Below are 16,285 nucleotides of genomic sequence, written 5' to 3' on the forward strand. Positions count from 1 at the left end.
ACTTACGCCTCCAGACGCGAAATAGTCGCGGCTAGATGGCCGGAAACGAGCCCCGAAGCCGCGGGAATCATCAGGATCTTCGATCCTTTGGGGATTTTCTGTTGCGCGAGATACTCGTGCAGCACCAGGAAATGCGAGGTCGACGCCGTATTTCCATAGTCGTGCAACACATTCAAGGCCTGCGGCATCGGGGTGCCGAAATGCTGCTCGGTCAGCTGCCCGAGGTAATCGATGACCGGCGCGCTGAACTGATGATGGATCCAGTAGTCGTATTTCTCGCCCGCCCAGGTCCGCCCGGACTCGCTCAGGAAGGTGTCGATGCGGTTGATCGCCTGCAGGTACCTGCCCTCGTTCTGCATCGCACGGTTGTCGGTGTAGAGCGCGATCCCGCCCGACCGGTCGCTCGGCATGCCGAGGCAATGCTCCGCCCCTTCGGCGGCGGTCAGCAGTTCGACGTAGTGAATTTCGTCGTTGTCGTCGCCGCGATCGTCGAGCACGACGGCTACCGCCGCGTCGCCGACGGTCAGCGCCGCGAATTGCGGGTCATACGGTTGGCTGATCTCCCGCACCGCGGTCTCCGCGATCGGCGTGATCTGTTCGCCGCTGACCACCAGACCGTTGCGCACCACCCCCGTCTTGATCATCCGGTCCAGCACCAGCACTCCGGTCAGCATGCCCGCGCACGCGTTGGAGACGTCGAAATGCCTGGCCGCCGTCGCGCCGATCGCATTGCCGAGCATCAACGCGAAAGCCGGTGCGTAGCAGAATATTTCCTTGCCACGGGTGCGGGTGATCGAGGCCGAGATGACGATGTCGAGCTCGCCCGCGGTGTAGTCGGAATGCCGCAGGCAGTCGTCGATGGCCCGGAGCGCCAATTCGAAGGACGATTCATAGCGGTCCGGATGCGAGTCGTAGACCCGCCGATTCCTGATCCCCGTTATCCGCTCCAGATCCAGTGACCTCGGCACGGCCAGACTGTCGATCAATTCCGCGGTGGAGCGGATGGTTTCCGGAGTGTACGAGCCGATCGACTCGAAACGCGTACGCTGCATTGCCCCTGCTTTCTGCAGATCAGTCGAGGACAAACATGGTGTGTCGCTTGGAAATTCCGACAACGTTGTCGTTGACTGCGTGCAACCGCGCTAGTGCGCGACCAGCATCGCGCTCACCTGGCACAGCCGCTGCCCGAGCGCGTCGTCCCGCGCCCGACGCGACGGAGTCTTGATGCGGTTCTTCTGAAAGTAGGCGCCGGTGATTCCGTCGACCTCGGGGTCGGTCGCGAGATAATTCAGCGCGCGACCACCCTCTTCGACGGAGATCATGAACAGCCGCTTGGCCACCGCGACCAGCGGCTGCCCGAACCATGGCAGCGAATCCCAGATGCCGCTCGCCACCGCGCCGGGATGAAAGGCGTTGACCGTCACCCCGGTGCCCTCGACGCGGCGCGCCAACGCCCTGGCATACAGGATATTGGCCAGCTTCGATCGACTGTAGGCCTGCTCACCCGAATACCCGCGCTCGAGCCCGAGGTCATCGAAATCCAGCGTGGCGCCGAAATGCAGCACCGACGATGTGAACAGGATCCGCGATGGCGCGCTGCGCACCATCAGATCGATGAGCAATTCGGTGAGCAGGAATCCACCGAGGTGGTTGACCCCGAACGTCGCCTCGATACCGTCCTCGGTCTCGACCCGGTCCTTGTGATACCCGCCCGCGTTATTGGCCAGCACATCCAACCGGTCATACTGCGCCAGCACCGTTTTGGCGAGCTGCCGAACCGAATCCTGTGAGGCGAAGTCACATTCGAGGGTGTCCACTCCCCCGGCCCCCGCCGCCCGCACGGCAACCGCCGCGTCAGCCAGTTTCCGCGGATTCCGTCCGACAAGAACCAGCCGATCCCCTCCCTCGGCACACTGTTGCGCGGCCGCAAGGCCGATCCCCGACGTCGCCCCCGTGATCAGGATCGTCTTCATAACCGATCACCCTGCCACACCTCGCCAGCAGCTCCCGGCCACCGAACAAGCCTGCCACGCCTCTGAAAGATGCTGCGCAGGAACAACATTTACCGATATCCGCAGGTCCGACACGATCGATCCAGACCGCCCCGACACCCGCCACCACTATCGCGAGTGCCTATAGGTAGGGGGTTATAGGGGTATGCCCCACACGCCATTGCCGACCGCACCGGGTCGCGATGACATGTCGTAATCGTCGTCGCCTCGGTCAGGCCGACGCCACCTGACAGCGTGACGCGTGGGGCAGACCACTCAGCCGATTCCCAGTGCCCGGCCGATTCCGCTGATGAGCGCGTACGCCCCTCCGATGACGATCAGTGGTGAGAGGATGGCGAGCCAGACGAGCGCGCCTTCGGGATTATTGACGTCCATTGCAATCTCCTAACGTTGAACAAATCTGGTCAGGAGGCTTATCGGATAGTATTTGCTGGATGTTACCTACCCGACGTCAGGACTGCCACGAGCACCCTCCGCTAGTCAGGCGCCCACGCCGTCAGGCCAGGCTGGCGCACGGACGACCCGTCAACCGAGACTGGCTGGACCGCCCGACGGCACACGTTGCACACTCGGGCAACGCGGCGCAGGGTTTGCCCGTCACTCGCGGCGCACGTACCCGAGCAGCCGCTGCAACACGACAACCACCAGCAGGAAGCCACCGCTCACCACAGACTGGTAATTGCTGTCCAGGGTGCCGATTTCATTGATGATGTCCTGAATTACGTTGCGCAACAAGACACCGAAGATGGTGCCGATGACGGTTCCCACACCGCCGGTCAGCAGCGTGCCACCGATCACCACCGCGGCGATCGCGTCCAGCTCGGTGCCGACGCCGATCACGGTGACCCCCGATTCCAGATACGCCGCCGTCATCGCGCCCGCGAACCCGGCGAGCAGCCCACTGAGGGTGTAAACCAGGATCTTGGTGCGAACCACCGGCAGGCCCATCAGTACCGCGGAGCGTTCTGAGCCGCCGGTCGCGAACACGACCTGACCGAATGCGGTGCGCCGCAACAACACCGCGCCCGCCGCGAACAGCAGCAGGGTGAGGTAAACGGGGTAACCGATGCCGAACAGCGTGCCACGGCCGATCTCCAGGAAGGCCTGCCCGCGCTCGATCTTGTAGGTCGTCGCGCCCTCGTCGGTGATGGCGAGCAACAGCCCACGGGCGAACAGCAGGGTCGCCAAGGTGACGATGAACGGCGCCATGCCGGTACGCGCCACCAGTACACCGTTGATCATGCCGATGAGCCCGCACACCGCCAGCGGCAACAGCAGCGCGGCCACGAACCCCCATTGCGACCCGTAAGCGGCCAGCACCCCGCCGAGCGCGTACACCGAGCCCGCCGACAGATCGATGCCACCGGAGATGATCACGAAGGTCATGCCGAGCGCGATCACGGCGAGGAACGAACTCTGCATCGCCAGGTCGCGCATATTGGTGCCGCTGCCGAAATGCGGCAACGTCAGCCAGGCGACACCGGCCACCGCGACGAACACCACCGCGGCGGGCTGCTTCTGCAGCAGCTCGAGCAGCAGTCGCACGCCCCTGCCCGCGGTCGAATCGGCCGCCGCAGCCCGGCGATCGGCCGACCTGATCGTAATGCTCATCGACTGTTCCGCTCCCGTGCGACGTAGACGGCCGCGACGATGATGACCGCCTGCACCATCTGCGCGGTCGAGGACGGCAGATCATGCTTGATGAGGGTGGCAAGCACCAGCTGCATGAGCAGCGCGCCTGCCACGGTGCCGACCACCCTGACCTTGCCGCCGGTCAACGGCGTGCCGCCGACGACGACCGCGGTGATGGCCGAAAGTTCCATGAGCAGACCGATATCGGCCGGATCGCTGGCGTGCAGCCGGGCGGTGGCCAGCACCCCCGCCAGCCCGGCGAACATGCCGCACAGCGCATAGACGGTGATGAGCACCCGCCGGACCGGCAGCCCCGCCAGCTCGCTCGCGGATCGGTTACCGCCGATGGCCACCAGCTGACGGCCGAATGTGGTCCGGCGAATGAGCAATCCGGTGCCCACCGCGAGCACCGCCGCGATCAGCACGCTGATCGGCACGCCGAACAGGTCACCGGAGCCGAGGGTGAGAAAGGACGCGTTCTTGACGTCGACGAGCTGCCCGTTCGCGATCACCAGCGCCAGTCCGCGCCCACCGACCAGCAACGCCAGGGTGGCGATGATGGGTTGAATCCCGATGCGCGCCACCAGAATTCCATTGAACACCCCTGCCACCAGACCGACCAGCAGTGCCACGAGCACGGCCGCCGCGGGTCCGTAGCCGAGGTATTGCGGAATCATGGCGGCGGCCAGCGCCATCACCGCGCCGACGGACAGGTCGATGCCCTCGGTGCCGATCACCAGCGCCATGCCGAGCGCCACGATGATCACCGGCGCGGCCTGCAGCAACTGGGTGCGTAAGTTGGTGAGCGTCAGGAAGTTCGACGTGGCCACCAGGTTGAACAAGATCAGCCCGCCGAGCGCGGCGTACACGCCGTAGGCCTGTAACCAGACCGTGGCCCGGCCCCGCCACGCAGGCGGCCGCCGGACCGCAACCTGCTCAATCATGTGCCTCCCCTTCGGCTTCGACGGTGCCGGGCGCCTCGGCGAGCGCGGCAAGCACATTGCCCTCGGTCAGCTGATCGCCGACGAGTTCGCCGACGGTGGCCCCGTCGCGCAGGATGAGCAGCCGGTCGGCACCGTCGAGCAACTCCTCCAGCTCCGAGGAGATGAGCACGACGGCCAGCCCCGCGTCGGCCAGTTCGTCGATCAGCGCCTGCACCTCGAGCTTGGCGCCAACGTCGATGCCGCGGGTCGGTTCGTCCAGCAGCAATAGCTTGGGCTGCAGGCACAACCATCGCGCGAGCATGACCTTCTGCTGATTACCGCCTGAGAGTTCGGACACCTTTTGTTCCGGACCGGCCACCTTGATCCGCAACCGGGTGATGAACGTGTCCACGATCCGATCCTGTTGCGCGCGACTCACCAACCCGAACCGCGACAGCCGCGGCAACGCCGCGAGCACGATGTTCTCCCGCACCGACAGCTCCGGGATGATCCCGTCCGCCCGGCGGTCCTCGGCCAGCATGGCGATGCCTGCCGCGATCGACGCCGGCGTACTGCCGGATCGAACGGACTTACCGCCGATGACGACCGAACCCCGGTCCAGCGGCAGCGCCCCGAAGATGGCGCGGGCGGTCTCGCTGCGCCCGGAACCCAAAAGCCCGGCCAGGCCGACGATTTCACCGGCACGCGCGGACACCGAGACGCCGGCGAGCCGGTGCCTGCTGACCAGATCCTCGGCGCGCAGCACCTGCTCGGCCGCGGCGTGCTGATCGTCGCTGAAGTTGGTGGCGCCGTGTGCCTTGATCTCGCCGATATCGCGGCCGAGCATCATCGCGATCAGCGGCAGCCGCCCGAGTTCGGCGAGCGGCCCGGTATGCACCAGCTTACCGTCGCGTAAGACGCTGACCCGGTTGCAGATTCGGTAGAGCTCATCGAGTCGGTGACTGACGTAGACGACGGCGATCTCGCGCTCGTGCAGCCGCTCGATCACCTCGAACAGGGTCTGCACCTCGCGGGGTTCCAACGCTGACGTCGGCTCGTCCATGATCACGACGCGCGCGTCGATCGACACGGCACGGGCCAGCGCAACCATCTGCTGTGCGCCGACGGCGAGGCTGCGCAACGGTCTGCGGACATCGTCGGTGATGCCGTATCCGGCGAGCAGCTCGGCCGCCATCCGGAACATCCGCCGTTGATCGATGAGCCCCAATCGGTTTCGCGGCTCGCGACCGAGAAAGACGTTGTGCGCGATGCTCATCATCGGGATGAGATCGACCTCTTGGTAGATCGTGGAGATGCCCGCGCGCTGCGCGTGCAGCGGGGTCGGGAACACGGCGGGTTCGCCTCGATAGCGCAGCTGCCCGCCGTCGAGCTGGTACACGCCCGTCAACGCCTTGATGAGAGTGGACTTGCCCGCGCCGTTCTCACCGACCAGCGCGTGCACCTCACCGGGGCGCACGGTGAACGACACGCCATCGAGCGCGCGGGTGCCGCCGAACTCCTTGCGCGCCTCGACGACCTCGAGAACCGGTTCGATCATCGGAATCTGCCTGCGGGAGCGATCAATACGAGTTGGCCGCCTTTGCGGCGGCGTTCGTTTCGTCGTACTCGTCGTCGGAGATGATCACCGTCGCCGGAATGGCGGCACCGTCCTGGAACTGCTGCAGCGTCTGGAAAGCCAACGGCCCGAAGCGCGGATTCGACTCGACGACCGCGTTGTACGCGCCGTCCACGATCAGCTGAACCGCATTGTGCGTGCCATCCACCGACACGACCTTGATGTCGGTTCCCGGCTTCTTGCCCGCGCCCTTGATGGCGTTGACGGCCCCGATACCCATCTCGTCGTTCTCGGCGTAGACGGCGGTGATGTCCGGATGGCTCTGCAGCAGTTGCTCCATCACCGACAAGCCCTTGGAACGGTCGAAGTCACCGGTCTGCTCGGCCACGATCGTCAGGCCCGGCGTGCCTGCCAGCTTGTCCTTGAAACCCTTTGTCCGGTCGGTGGTTACGTTGTTGCCGGACGAGCCGAGCAGGATCGCGATCTTGCCTTGGCCGCCGGTGACCCGGATCATCTGATCGGCCGCCCGCTTGCCCTGCTCGACGAAGTCGGACCCGATGAAAGTCAGGTAGTCCGTGCATGGTTGGGAGGTGACCTTGCGGTCGACGGTGATGACCGGCACCTGCTTGGCCTTGGCCGCGTCCAGCGCCGGTTGCAGCCCATCGGAATTCAGCGGTGCCACGATCAGCGCCTGCACGCCCTGGTCGAGCAGCGACTTGATATCGCTGATCTGCTTGTTGAGATCGCTCTGCGCGTTGGTGACGAGCAGGTTGCCCGACGGGATGCCAAGCGCGGCGGCCTGATCCTTGATCGACGCGGTTTCGGTGATCCGGAACGGGTTGGCCTCCTTCTCCGACTGGGAGAAGCCGACTTTCGCCGTTTTCAGGTCGATCTTCGGATAGCCGGTCTGGGCGAGGGTGCAGGTGGACTGGCCGCTCGGCTGCGCCGGCGCCGCGGACGCGGCGGGACCGGCCCCGGTCGGTGCGGTCGAATCCGTCTCGGATTTCGCACATCCGGACAGGGTGAGGCCGACCGCGGTGGCTACTGCGACGACAACGACGTTGGTCTTGTTGACTGGCATCGATAACTCCTCCAGGGCACCCCGTCGAGGGCGGGAGCGCGACCCGATCCTCGCTGCCGTGCGAGGCGTCAGATGAGTTTTACAACGTTGGAACAACGTTGTAAGTAGTTTGGAGAAATCCGTTGATGTTGGTTTCCACGGATTGGCCGATCGCGAGAGGAGCAGCGCCGTGGCCGCCACGCTCAAAGACGTTGCGACACTTGCGGGCGTCTCCATCAAGACCGTATCGAACGTGGTCAACGGCTACGACTTCGTCAAACCGGAGAACCGGCGCAGGGTGCTGGCCGCGCTGGAGGCCACCGGCTACCGGCCGCACCGGGGTGCCCGCAACCTCCGGCGCGGCCGGACCGGATTCATCGCCCTGGTCTTGCCGGAACTCAACATCCCCTACTTCGCCGAGCTGACCGGTCTCGTCATCACCGCCGCCCACCAGCACGAGTGGGGCGTCTTGATCGAACAGACTCAGGGCACCAGGGCCCAGGAACGCGTCGCCCTCGCGTCAATGGGGCCATACCTGATCGACGGGGCGATCGTGAGCCCGCAGGCACTCGAGGCCATCGACTTCGCCGAACTGTCCCCCGCCGTCCCGCTGGTCCTGCTCGGCGAGCACGCCGTGGACGTCCCCTTCGACCACGTCGCCATCGACAACGTGCGCGCCGCCCGCGCCGCCGTGGGTCACCTCGCCCGAATCGGGCGCCGCCGCATCGCCGCCATCGGCCACAACCCGCACCGCGGCACCGCAGCCCTCCGCCTCACCGGCTACCGGGAAGCGCTGGCCGAGGCGGGCATCCCCGAACGCGGCGAGTTGATCGTGACGGCACTGGAATACCACCGCCGCGACGGCGCCGAAGCCATGAACCACCTACTGGACCTGCCGGAACCTCCCGACGCGGTCTTCTGCTTCAACGACCTCCTAGCCCTCGGCGCCATGCGCAAAGCCGCTGAACGCGGCCTCCGCATCCCCGAAGACATAGCGGTAGTCGGCTTCGACAACACCGAAGAAGGCGCCTTCAGCACCCCCACCCTCACCACCATCGCCCCCGACAAATCCGCCATCGCCCACACCGCAGTAGACCTACTCCGCCGACGAGCCACCGAAACCTTTGCAGTCCAAGACATTCAGATCCCCTTCACCCTCGAGATCCGCGAAAGCACCAACGGCCGCACCACCTGATAACGCAACCACGACGGCCCAGGTGGGGGTTATTTGCATTGGCGGAGGGCTAGGGAGGTGGGGGCGGAGGTTACGGCTTGGCGGCGGGGTGGGGGGATGTCGGGGAGGGTCAGGCCGATGCGGCGGCTGGATTGGGCGACCTTGCGCAGGATGGGTTCGGCCTTGTCGGCGGAGCCGACCGCGGTGAGGGCGTAGCTGTAGACCCACATGGCGCGCAGGCGTCGCACGATGGCCGAGACCTCGGTGAGCGCGCGCACGGCTTCGGCGGCGATCGGCACGGCTGCCTCGGCGTCGCCGCTGTAGAGGGTGACCTCGGCCAGCCGGGCCAGGGCCCAGCCCTCCTGATGCCTGCGGCCGTCGCGGCGGGCCACGTCGAGAGCCCGCTCGCACAGCTCCTTGGCTTGCACCGGATCGCCGCGCTGCAGCGTCGCGAATCCCAACTCGTGCAAGGCCATCGACTCGAGCCGGAGGCTGCCGACCAGGCGCGCGATGTACAGCGCGTGTTCGGCGGCTTCGACGGCCTCCGGCCAGCGCCGGGCGTGACAGTAGGCGCGGGCGAGCGTCGCCCAGCTCATCCCCTCACTCCATTGGTTACCTTGCTGCCGACCCAATTCGATGGCGCGCCGGTAGTGCTCCACGGCGACATCCACATTCTCCTGGTAGGCCATCGCCGTGCCGAGCATCTGCTCGGCCATGATCGCGCCCGCCCCGTCGCCGAGCTCCCACAGAATCGCACCGGCGTCGCGCAGGGTGCGCGCGGCACCCAGATCCGCCATGCCGACCAGCCTGGCAACGGCCGCGGCCAGCCGTCCCCTGGCCATCGTCCGGCGGTCGCCGTCCTTTTCGGCGGCACTGCTCAGCAGCTCCAGCAGCTGCGCCACCTGGGGCAGGTGCGCGCCCGCGTCCCCGCCCACCGCGAGCGACAGCGCGAGATCGACTGCGAGCGTTCGGGTTCGGGCATCGTTGAGATCGGCGACCTGCCGATAATGCGCGACCAGCCCGAATCGCTCCGCCTGCGCCCATACGGCACACTGCCGTTCATCGACGAACCGCTGCCCGGCCATTTCGGTAGCGGCGTAATAATGCGTGCCGACGCCCGGATCACGCAGCTCCACAATGTTTTTCGCGCTGGCTAGATAGAAATCCATCACCCTGCGCAGCGCCTGCGGCCATTCCTGCCGCTGCGCCGGGTCGGCCACCTCGCGAGCGAACAACCGCAACAGGTCGTGGTATCGGTAGCGACCTCGTTCCGGAGTCTGCAACATGCCCAGATCAACGAGGGTTTCGCAGAGCCGCTCCGCCTCGGCCCGACCCCGGTCGATCAGGGCGGCGATGGCGGCGACGGACAGATCGGGTGCGTCGGAGAACGCGACGAGCACGAACGCCCGCGCGAACTCGGGGGCGAGTAGCCGGTAACTTTCCCGGAATACCAATTCCACACTGGTGTTGCCGATCGACAGTTCGGCCAGCCTGCCGCGCTCGTCGGCCAGCCGATCGGCCACCGCGGCGAGCCGCCAGGTCGGCCTGCTCGCCAGCCGCGCCCCGACGATCCGCAGCGAGACGGGCAGATGCCCGCACGCACGCAGGATCTCCTGTGCCGCTTCGGGTTCGGCCGACATTCGGCGCACCGATACCGTGCGCTCCAATAACGCCCACGCCTCGTCCGGGGTGAGCACGTCCAGCGGGACCAGCCGCGCGCCGAACAGTTCCGCCAGACTCGACCGGCTGGTGACCAGCACCGCCGCCGTCCCCGTGTCGGGGAGCAGAGGGGTGAGCTGGTCGACGTCGCGCGCGTTGTCCAGCACCAGCAGTATCCGCTTGCCCGCTACGGTGCCGCGCCACATGGCCGCCCGCTCCGCCAGGTCCGACGGCAGCTCGCCCGGCTCGATGCCGAACGCGCGCAAGGCGACCGCGAGCAGCATGTCGGCCGATCGCGGACGCTCGTCCATCCCGCCGAGGTCCAGATACAACAATCCGTCCGGGTAGCGCTTCCTGGCGCGATGCGCGAGATGCACGGCGAGCGTGGTCTTTCCGACGCCGCCGAGCCCGGTGATCGCGATCACCTGGCGCCGGTCGCAGTCGGCATCCAACGCCTCGAACACCTCCTGGGCCAACTCTTCCCGTCCGACAAAGTCGGCAATATCGGATGGCAACTGCTCGGGCACCCGAATGGTGTCGAACTCCGTTGCGGCAGCGGGTAATTCGTTTGTCGGACCAGAGGTCGGCAGCTCTGCCGACAGGATCTGCTGGTGCAAGCGAACCAGCTCGGGACCGGGCTCGAGGCCGAGTTCGTCGGCGAGCAGCCGACGCGCGTTCCGGTACACCTCGAGCGCCTCGGCCCGCCGTCCACTGCGATGCAACGCGACCATCAGCAGTTCGTGCCACCGCTCGGAGTGCGGTTCGGCGGCGACCAGCGCCTCCAACTCCGCGACGGCGGCCGAATGCCTGCCGAGGTCCAGCGCGACCGCCATCGCGACCTCGTACAGAGACAAGCGCAGCCGAGCCAGCCGAGCCCGCTCCCGTTCCGCCCACGGTCCAGGCAGCCCGACCAGCGGATCGCCGCGCCACAGTTGCTGCGCCGCAGTCAGTTTGGCGTCCGCCGCGTCGACCGCGCCCGCCCGGCGATCGGTTTCGGCGGCCGCGATCAGCCCTTCGACCTCGACGACGTCGAACTCCACCGCCAGGCCGAGCCGATACCCGCCGCGGGTCGAATCGAGCCACTCGTTTCCGGCGCCCGCATGGCCGTGCGCGTCGAACTGCCGACGCAGCGCGAGGACATGGTTACGCAACACGCTGGCCGCCGATTTCGGCGGACCGTCGGCCCACAGGCGCGCGGCCAGCTGCGTCGTCGACAGGGTGCGCGCGGGTTCGGCCGCGAGCATGGCGAGCACGGCAAGCAGCTGCGGCGCGGCGATATCGAGGCGATGATCCCCCAGCCACACCTCGACCGGCCCCAACATCCGTAACCGAAGCACCTCTGGCCCCACCCCGTCCGTACCCGAGCACTGCTGCGGTGCCAAAAGAAACCCTCACATCCGATCTGGCCGAGTCGACGGCGAAGCCGCAGTTTACTTCCGATCGAGAATTTTGTCCGATCGCGCAGACCGAGAGGTCTGCCCCGGCTCCGGAACCTTGGCCACCAGGCCCGCCAGCGACAGCTGATACAGCGCGCCGTCAACATCGTCGTCCGGGCCGCTGAACAGCGCGGTCAGGGTATCGCGGGTGACCACACCCGCCGCCGCGGCGGCCACCAGAGTCGCTGCGGCGGTGCGTAACTCCGCATTCGGCTGGTCGCTGAGCACACCGCACACCACGTCGATCACGGTCTCGTCGGTCCAGATGCCGGGCACCGCCTCGCTGAGCCGATCCGCCGACGGGGAGTCACCGCGATACCAGTTGCCTTCCTCCCACCAATAGCAGAACGACATCAGCCCGCGGGCGGCACGCGGATTCAGTACCTGGTTGGCCACCCAGTCCGGAGCGCCGGTGTACAGATCCGGCAGCTCGGTGCCGTTGTGGTAGGCCACCTCCAATTCTGGTGCGTTCCAGACGCCACCCGAGAGGATCGCTCGGCCGCCGGGCAGCACGTACAGCGTGGCACCGCCGCGCGAGGATCCCTCGAAGACGCCGACCGCGGGCTGGATCCGCGGACCCCACTCCGAGCCGACGGCCACGAACGCGGCCGCGATCGTCGCCCAGCGGGCCCACAGCGTGGGCAACTCAGGGAAGTCATCCATCGACCGCACCGCGACCACGCCCGCCGCCCAGTCGGCCCTGGCCTGCGCGGCTGCCTCGCGCGGCGTGCGCCACTGTCGATTGTCGTGCGCGAGGTAAGCGGCCAGCCACACCGGTATTCGTTGGCGCGGAAACGCTTCGAGATCGGCCAGGTACGCCTCGGGCACCAGCAGGTGCTCGTCGGGAAACGGCTCGGCGCCGTAGTCGTAGTCGAAATCCGCCTGGCCGCTGACCTCGAATTGGATCGTCATCCGCCACCACGGCCCGTCGCCGAGCGACGCCGAAACCTCGCGCTGCCGTCGGACCAGTTCCATGATCTCGTCCGACGGCTCGATGCTCGCCGCCTGATCAGCATCGTCGTAATAGATGACGGTGTGCACCCCGCCGAGGACGGTGAGCACGAACACCGCCGTGAACCGCTGCCAGCCCTCCGGACCGGCGACCGCCAATTCCTGGGCGACCCGATAGGCCAGATCGGCGGCCCGGTCCTCGAGGGTCGGCTCGGTGGCGGCGGGATCCACTTCCGGGACAGCCGAATCCGGCGTCTCAGCTGGCACGTCGACCGTAGGCCACCCGGTAGCACCCATCTTGAAGGCAACGTCCGGCACAACACCTGCCTGCGCCGGAGTGTTCTCTTGTGCGGCAGTCATCTGGCCAGGTCCTCCATCACGATCAGTACCTGTCCTCGGGACGTCCTGACTCCCAATGCGATTCGAGGCGCCGCATCAGGTTACGGATGTCGCCCTCGATCCGCTCGATCAGCATCTCACGACTGGTCGCGACGGCGACCGGCGCCGCGTCCAGCGACATCACATAGCGTCCGTCGCCGGTGACATCTCGCCACATCATGGCCGTCTCGTGAATCCCCCGCGGACCATACTTCGACCTGCCCTGCACCACCGTGATCGCGCCCGTACGATCGGCACGCTGCTGGAAGAAATGCTGCGTCTGATAGACCGGCGTGTCTTCGCGGTCGTCCTGAACGTAATTGGTCGAAGTCGGCGCGACGTGCTCGACCGGGTCGGTCACGATCGGAATGTCCGGCAACCGACCCGCTGGCACCCGCGGCAGCGAGTCGATGACAACAGGAGCCAGCATGTGCGGATCGCACTCGGTGACCGTGAACGCCGGGGTGTCGTAGGTGAGCAGCGTCGGCGCCTGGTCGATCAGGTACGCGAGCGCGCCGGCCCGCGCGGCGTGCAGGCGCTGCGCCTTGGCCATGTTGAACATGTCGTGCTCGTCCCAAGTGCTCGCTCGCACATACAGTTCGGGCGCGCGCAGCACCTCGATCACCCCGTCGAACGAGCCGTCCAGCCGGTGCCGCAGTTCCGCCCAGGCGAGGCGTTTGCGTCGATCCAGCTCGTCGATCGTCACCTGCTCGTCGCTCACGAACAGGAACGGCCGCGGCAGCGAACCGCTGCGATACTGCTCGCACAGGACGATGAATTCGAGCGCGGTGAACTTCCACTGCTGAGTCACGGCTCGATCACCGGCTTCGACCGGGCGATGTCCGGTCCGAGCGCACTATCCAGATTGCTCACCGAGTCGAGGAACTTGCCCCGCTTGTGCTCCCCGCTGCCGCTCTGCGCGCCGGGCCCAGGACCGGGCCCCATCGGCATACCCGGCGAGCCCGCCGCGTTCTGCGTCTGACGTCCATCGATAGCGGGCTGAATCTCGGCCCGCGGGAACAACTTCGACGACTCCGGCGGGCCGGAATGCGTAGTGATCGGCGGATTCAAGTTTCCGCCTGGCCCTGGCCCTGGCCCCGGGCCGGGACCAGGGCCAGGGCCGCCGACCGGAAGACCGGCACCCCGCAGGGCATCCGTGAGTTCGGTCGGCAGGTTCACGTTCTGCAGATCACCGAGACCCGGAACATTGAGCATGCCGTTGGACGCCAAACTGGCGAGGATGTCGGTACCGGACTTGATGACATCGCCGATGGTCTTCGTGATCCCGTTCAATCCGTCGGACAACAACTTGAGCAGATCCGCGCCACCCGGAGTCTGCGGCAAAGCCTTCCCGAGATCACGCAATGTCTCCGGACTCAAGTTCCGGAGCGTGTCCGGATCCAGCTTCTTCAGCGTCTCCGGGTCCAAGTTCTTCAAACCCTCTGGGGTGAGGCCGTTCTGAATATCTGCCCCGAGCTTCTTCAGTTGCTCGGGAGTCATATTCTTCAGCAGATCCGAACCCAGCTTCTGCAAGCCCTCCGGAGTCATATTCTTCAGCAAATCCGGACTCAGGCCACCGAGCAGCTCTTTCCCGACCTTCTGCATCGCGTCCGGGCTCAGATCCTTGAACGGATTCTCGCCGTTGAGCAGCTTGTTGAGCAGGTCCTGCGGCGAACCCTTGGTCGGCGAACCACCATTGGGCTGCTGCGGATTCGTCTGCGGTGGGTTCTTCTGCGGCGGGTTCTTCTGCGGCGGGGGCGGCATGGCGGGGCCTGGTCCGCTGCCGTAGCTGCCGGGGCCGCCGTACGGGGAACTGGCCGAATTGCCGGGACCGCCGGTGGCACCGCCGCTGGAACCTTCTCCACCGCCCGGGCCGGAGCCGCCACCTGATTTGAGGCCGGCCAAATTAGGCATGTCAGGCATTTTGGGGCCGGGGCCGCCGGAACCCGATGCGTTGCCCGGGCCGCTGGACCCCGATCCACTGCCGGGTCCGCCTAAACCTGCACCGCTACTACCGCCGTTCGGGCCGCCACTGCTTCCGGCGTTGTTACGGCCATCTTCGAAACCGCCCTTGTAGTTGGGGCTGTTCTTGTCGATGTTGCCGCTGTTCCCGGGGCCACCGGTGCCACTGTTGCCCGGGCCACCGGTGCCACTGTTCCCCGGGCCGCCACTGCCACTGTTCCCGGGGCCGCCCTTACCGCCGGCGTCTTGCAGACCCTGCTTGTAACCGTCTTCGTAGCCGGCCTTGTATTCAGGGCTATTCTTATCGATGTTATTGTTGTTTCCGTTTCCATTCCCATTGTTATTGTTATTGTTGTTTTTATTCTTATCTTTATCTTTATCTTTGTCCTTATCCTTATCCGGCGGTGGCGGCGGGGGTGGCGGTGGAGCCGCGTTGCCGCCGACGACAGTTACAGTGGGCATCGCACTCAGGGAGCCCTTGATACCGGCAACATAGTATTTGTTATAGGTCTCGCGATATTCGCTGAGATAGTCATGATAGGTGTCACACATGCGATCGCTGTACTCGACCTTGCTCGGCAAGTTGGTGTACGTGAGATTCAGCCACTGCGCGCAATACATCAGATTATTGCCGAGATCGACCAGACTATTCGTGAACGCCTGCGCGTTGTCATTGACGCGCTGAATCGCCTTCATGGCCTGCTCAGCGCCGTTACCGGACCACATTTCCTTTTTGACTTTTTGCAATGCAGCGGTCAGATCCGTAAAATCTCCGGAGAGCTGTCCGGCCAGCCAACCGTATCGAGTGCCCGCTTCGTACGCCCGCTTGTCCTTATCGACCATCGAATCATGTAACTTCACGAAATCAGCCAGCCCCGCGCCGTCGTAGGACGAGATCGTAATCGTCACCGGGGGATCGGCGGCCGCGGATTTCGGCGGATCAGGCAGGCTGCCCTTCGCGGAGAAGGCGATGTCCTTCGGCGGATCAGCTTTCGGCTGCTTCGAATCCATCTTCTGCAGGTCACCGACCTTGTCGAGCTCCTCCGTGCTCTTACCGTCAGCTCGCAGATAGTTCTTCCCCGCGCTCAGGAACGTGTCCCCCATATCCTCCAGGGTCCACTTCAGGGTGTCCAGCGCATCGTAGACTGTGCCACCCTTCTTATTGAAGACCCCCGTCAGCGCTATTCCGCCCGGTTCGATCGACCAGTTGTCCAAGTGGTTCATCTTGTTGTCATTGATGAAATTCTGATAGAAGACCAATCTTCCGATCATATCGTGGCAAGCGTTTGCGCAGTCGACAACGACCTTCGGATCGAATTTCAAAAAAGTCAGCGAGTGGTCATCCGCTTTGCCGCGCAGATCATGCCAGTCGTCGCGAACCGTTCCGTCACCCATCTGAATTGCTCCTCATGGTCTTCGTGGTCGATCGCGACTTGATATCCCGGACCTTGTTCGCGGCACCGGCGTGCCACGCACCACCCGCGATCCCCGGCCTGCGGAGTTCGAGCGGAAGATACAGTCC

The 16,285-nt window shown here is 65.7% G+C and carries 11 protein-coding genes; 1 reads left to right on the forward strand and 10 read right to left on the reverse strand.

Annotation, left to right across the window (positions count from 1 at the left end):
- Positions 1–2: 2 nt before the first annotated feature.
- From ACIA8C_RS23445 to ACIA8C_RS23470, 6 genes are all read right to left on the reverse strand, one after another.
- Positions 3–1,052 (reverse strand): 3-oxoacyl-ACP synthase III family protein, encoded by a 1,050-nt coding sequence (locus ACIA8C_RS23445; RefSeq protein ID WP_397138014.1) that lies wholly within the window; start codon positions 1,050–1,052, stop codon positions 3–5.
- Between the two features lie 90 nt (positions 1,053–1,142).
- The gene (locus tag ACIA8C_RS23450) at positions 1,143–1,973 is read right to left on the reverse strand and encodes an SDR family oxidoreductase (RefSeq protein WP_397138017.1); all 831 of its coding nucleotides are present in this window, start codon (positions 1,971–1,973) and stop codon (positions 1,143–1,145) included.
- Between the two features lie 636 nt (positions 1,974–2,609).
- Positions 2,610–3,623 (reverse strand): ABC transporter permease, encoded by a 1,014-nt coding sequence (locus ACIA8C_RS23455; protein ID WP_397138019.1) that lies wholly within the window; start codon positions 3,621–3,623, stop codon positions 2,610–2,612.
- The gene (locus tag ACIA8C_RS23460; RefSeq protein WP_397138021.1) at positions 3,620–4,588 is read right to left on the reverse strand and encodes an ABC transporter permease; all 969 of its coding nucleotides are present in this window, start codon (positions 4,586–4,588) and stop codon (positions 3,620–3,622) included. Before ACIA8C_RS23460 ends, ACIA8C_RS23455 begins: the two co-directional genes overlap by 4 nt.
- Positions 4,581–6,125: a sugar ABC transporter ATP-binding protein gene (locus ACIA8C_RS23465; RefSeq protein ID WP_397138023.1), complete on the reverse strand. Its 1,545-nt coding sequence runs from the start codon at positions 6,123–6,125 to the stop codon at positions 4,581–4,583. The genes ACIA8C_RS23460 and ACIA8C_RS23465 overlap by 8 nt, the downstream gene beginning before the upstream one ends.
- 22 nt (positions 6,126–6,147) lie before the next feature.
- Complete coding sequence (locus tag ACIA8C_RS23470) at positions 6,148–7,224, reverse strand: ABC transporter substrate-binding protein (protein ID WP_397138025.1); 1,077 nt, start codon at positions 7,222–7,224, stop codon at positions 6,148–6,150.
- Positions 7,225–7,393: 169 nt separating this feature from the next.
- Here ACIA8C_RS23470 and ACIA8C_RS23475 point away from each other — a divergent pair, with 169 nt between their 5' ends.
- Positions 7,394–8,398 carry a LacI family DNA-binding transcriptional regulator gene (locus ACIA8C_RS23475; protein ID WP_397138027.1) on the forward strand — a complete coding sequence of 335 codons (1,005 nt, stop codon included), beginning with the start codon at positions 7,394–7,396 and terminating at the stop codon, positions 8,396–8,398.
- 29 nt (positions 8,399–8,427) lie between these two features.
- Here the strand turns inward: ACIA8C_RS23475 and ACIA8C_RS23480 are convergent, their stop codons facing one another.
- The 4 genes from ACIA8C_RS23480 to ACIA8C_RS23495 all read right to left on the reverse strand — a co-directional run bounded on the left by ACIA8C_RS23480 (position 8,428) and on the right by ACIA8C_RS23495 (position 16,158).
- Positions 8,428–11,358, reverse strand: coding sequence for a BTAD domain-containing putative transcriptional regulator (locus ACIA8C_RS23480; protein WP_397138030.1), 2,931 nt, complete (start codon positions 11,356–11,358; stop codon positions 8,428–8,430).
- 108 nt (positions 11,359–11,466) lie between these two features.
- Positions 11,467–12,783 carry a hypothetical protein gene (locus ACIA8C_RS23485; protein ID WP_397138032.1) on the reverse strand — a complete coding sequence of 439 codons (1,317 nt, stop codon included), beginning with the start codon at positions 12,781–12,783 and terminating at the stop codon, positions 11,467–11,469.
- 22 nt (positions 12,784–12,805) lie between these two features.
- Positions 12,806–13,612 carry an ESX secretion-associated protein EspG gene (locus ACIA8C_RS23490; RefSeq protein ID WP_397138034.1) on the reverse strand — a complete coding sequence of 269 codons (807 nt, stop codon included), beginning with the start codon at positions 13,610–13,612 and terminating at the stop codon, positions 12,806–12,808.
- A complete protein-coding gene (locus ACIA8C_RS23495; RefSeq protein ID WP_397138036.1) occupies positions 13,609–16,158 on the reverse strand; it encodes a hypothetical protein in 2,550 nt (849 codons plus the stop codon). Before ACIA8C_RS23495 ends, ACIA8C_RS23490 begins: the two co-directional genes overlap by 4 nt.
- Between the last annotated feature and the right edge of the window lie 127 nt (positions 16,159–16,285).

The organism is Nocardia sp. NPDC051321, assembly GCF_044455225.1.
In the GTDB taxonomy this organism is placed as follows: domain Bacteria; phylum Actinomycetota; class Actinomycetes; order Mycobacteriales; family Mycobacteriaceae; genus Nocardia.

Coding starts and splice junctions, on each gene's coding strand:
- ACIA8C_RS23445 (WP_397138014.1), bottom strand. CDS start 1,052: ATGCAGCGTACGCGTTTCGAGTCGATCGGCTCGTACACTCCGGAAACC.
- ACIA8C_RS23450 (WP_397138017.1), bottom strand. CDS start 1,973: ATGAAGACGATCCTGATCACGGGGGCGACGTCGGGGATCGGCCTTGCG.
- ACIA8C_RS23455 (WP_397138019.1), bottom strand. CDS start 3,623: ATGAGCATTACGATCAGGTCGGCCGATCGCCGGGCTGCGGCGGCCGAT.
- ACIA8C_RS23460 (WP_397138021.1), bottom strand. CDS start 4,588: ATGATTGAGCAGGTTGCGGTCCGGCGGCCGCCTGCGTGGCGGGGCCGG.
- ACIA8C_RS23465 (WP_397138023.1), bottom strand. CDS start 6,125: ATGATCGAACCGGTTCTCGAGGTCGTCGAGGCGCGCAAGGAGTTCGGC.
- ACIA8C_RS23470 (WP_397138025.1), bottom strand. CDS start 7,224: ATGCCAGTCAACAAGACCAACGTCGTTGTCGTCGCAGTAGCCACCGCG.
- ACIA8C_RS23480 (WP_397138030.1), bottom strand. CDS start 11,358: ATGTTGGGGCCGGTCGAGGTGTGGCTGGGGGATCATCGCCTCGATATC.
- ACIA8C_RS23485 (WP_397138032.1), bottom strand. CDS start 12,783: ATGACTGCCGCACAAGAGAACACTCCGGCGCAGGCAGGTGTTGTGCCG.
- ACIA8C_RS23495 (WP_397138036.1), bottom strand. CDS start 16,158: ATGGGTGACGGAACGGTTCGCGACGACTGGCATGATCTGCGCGGCAAA.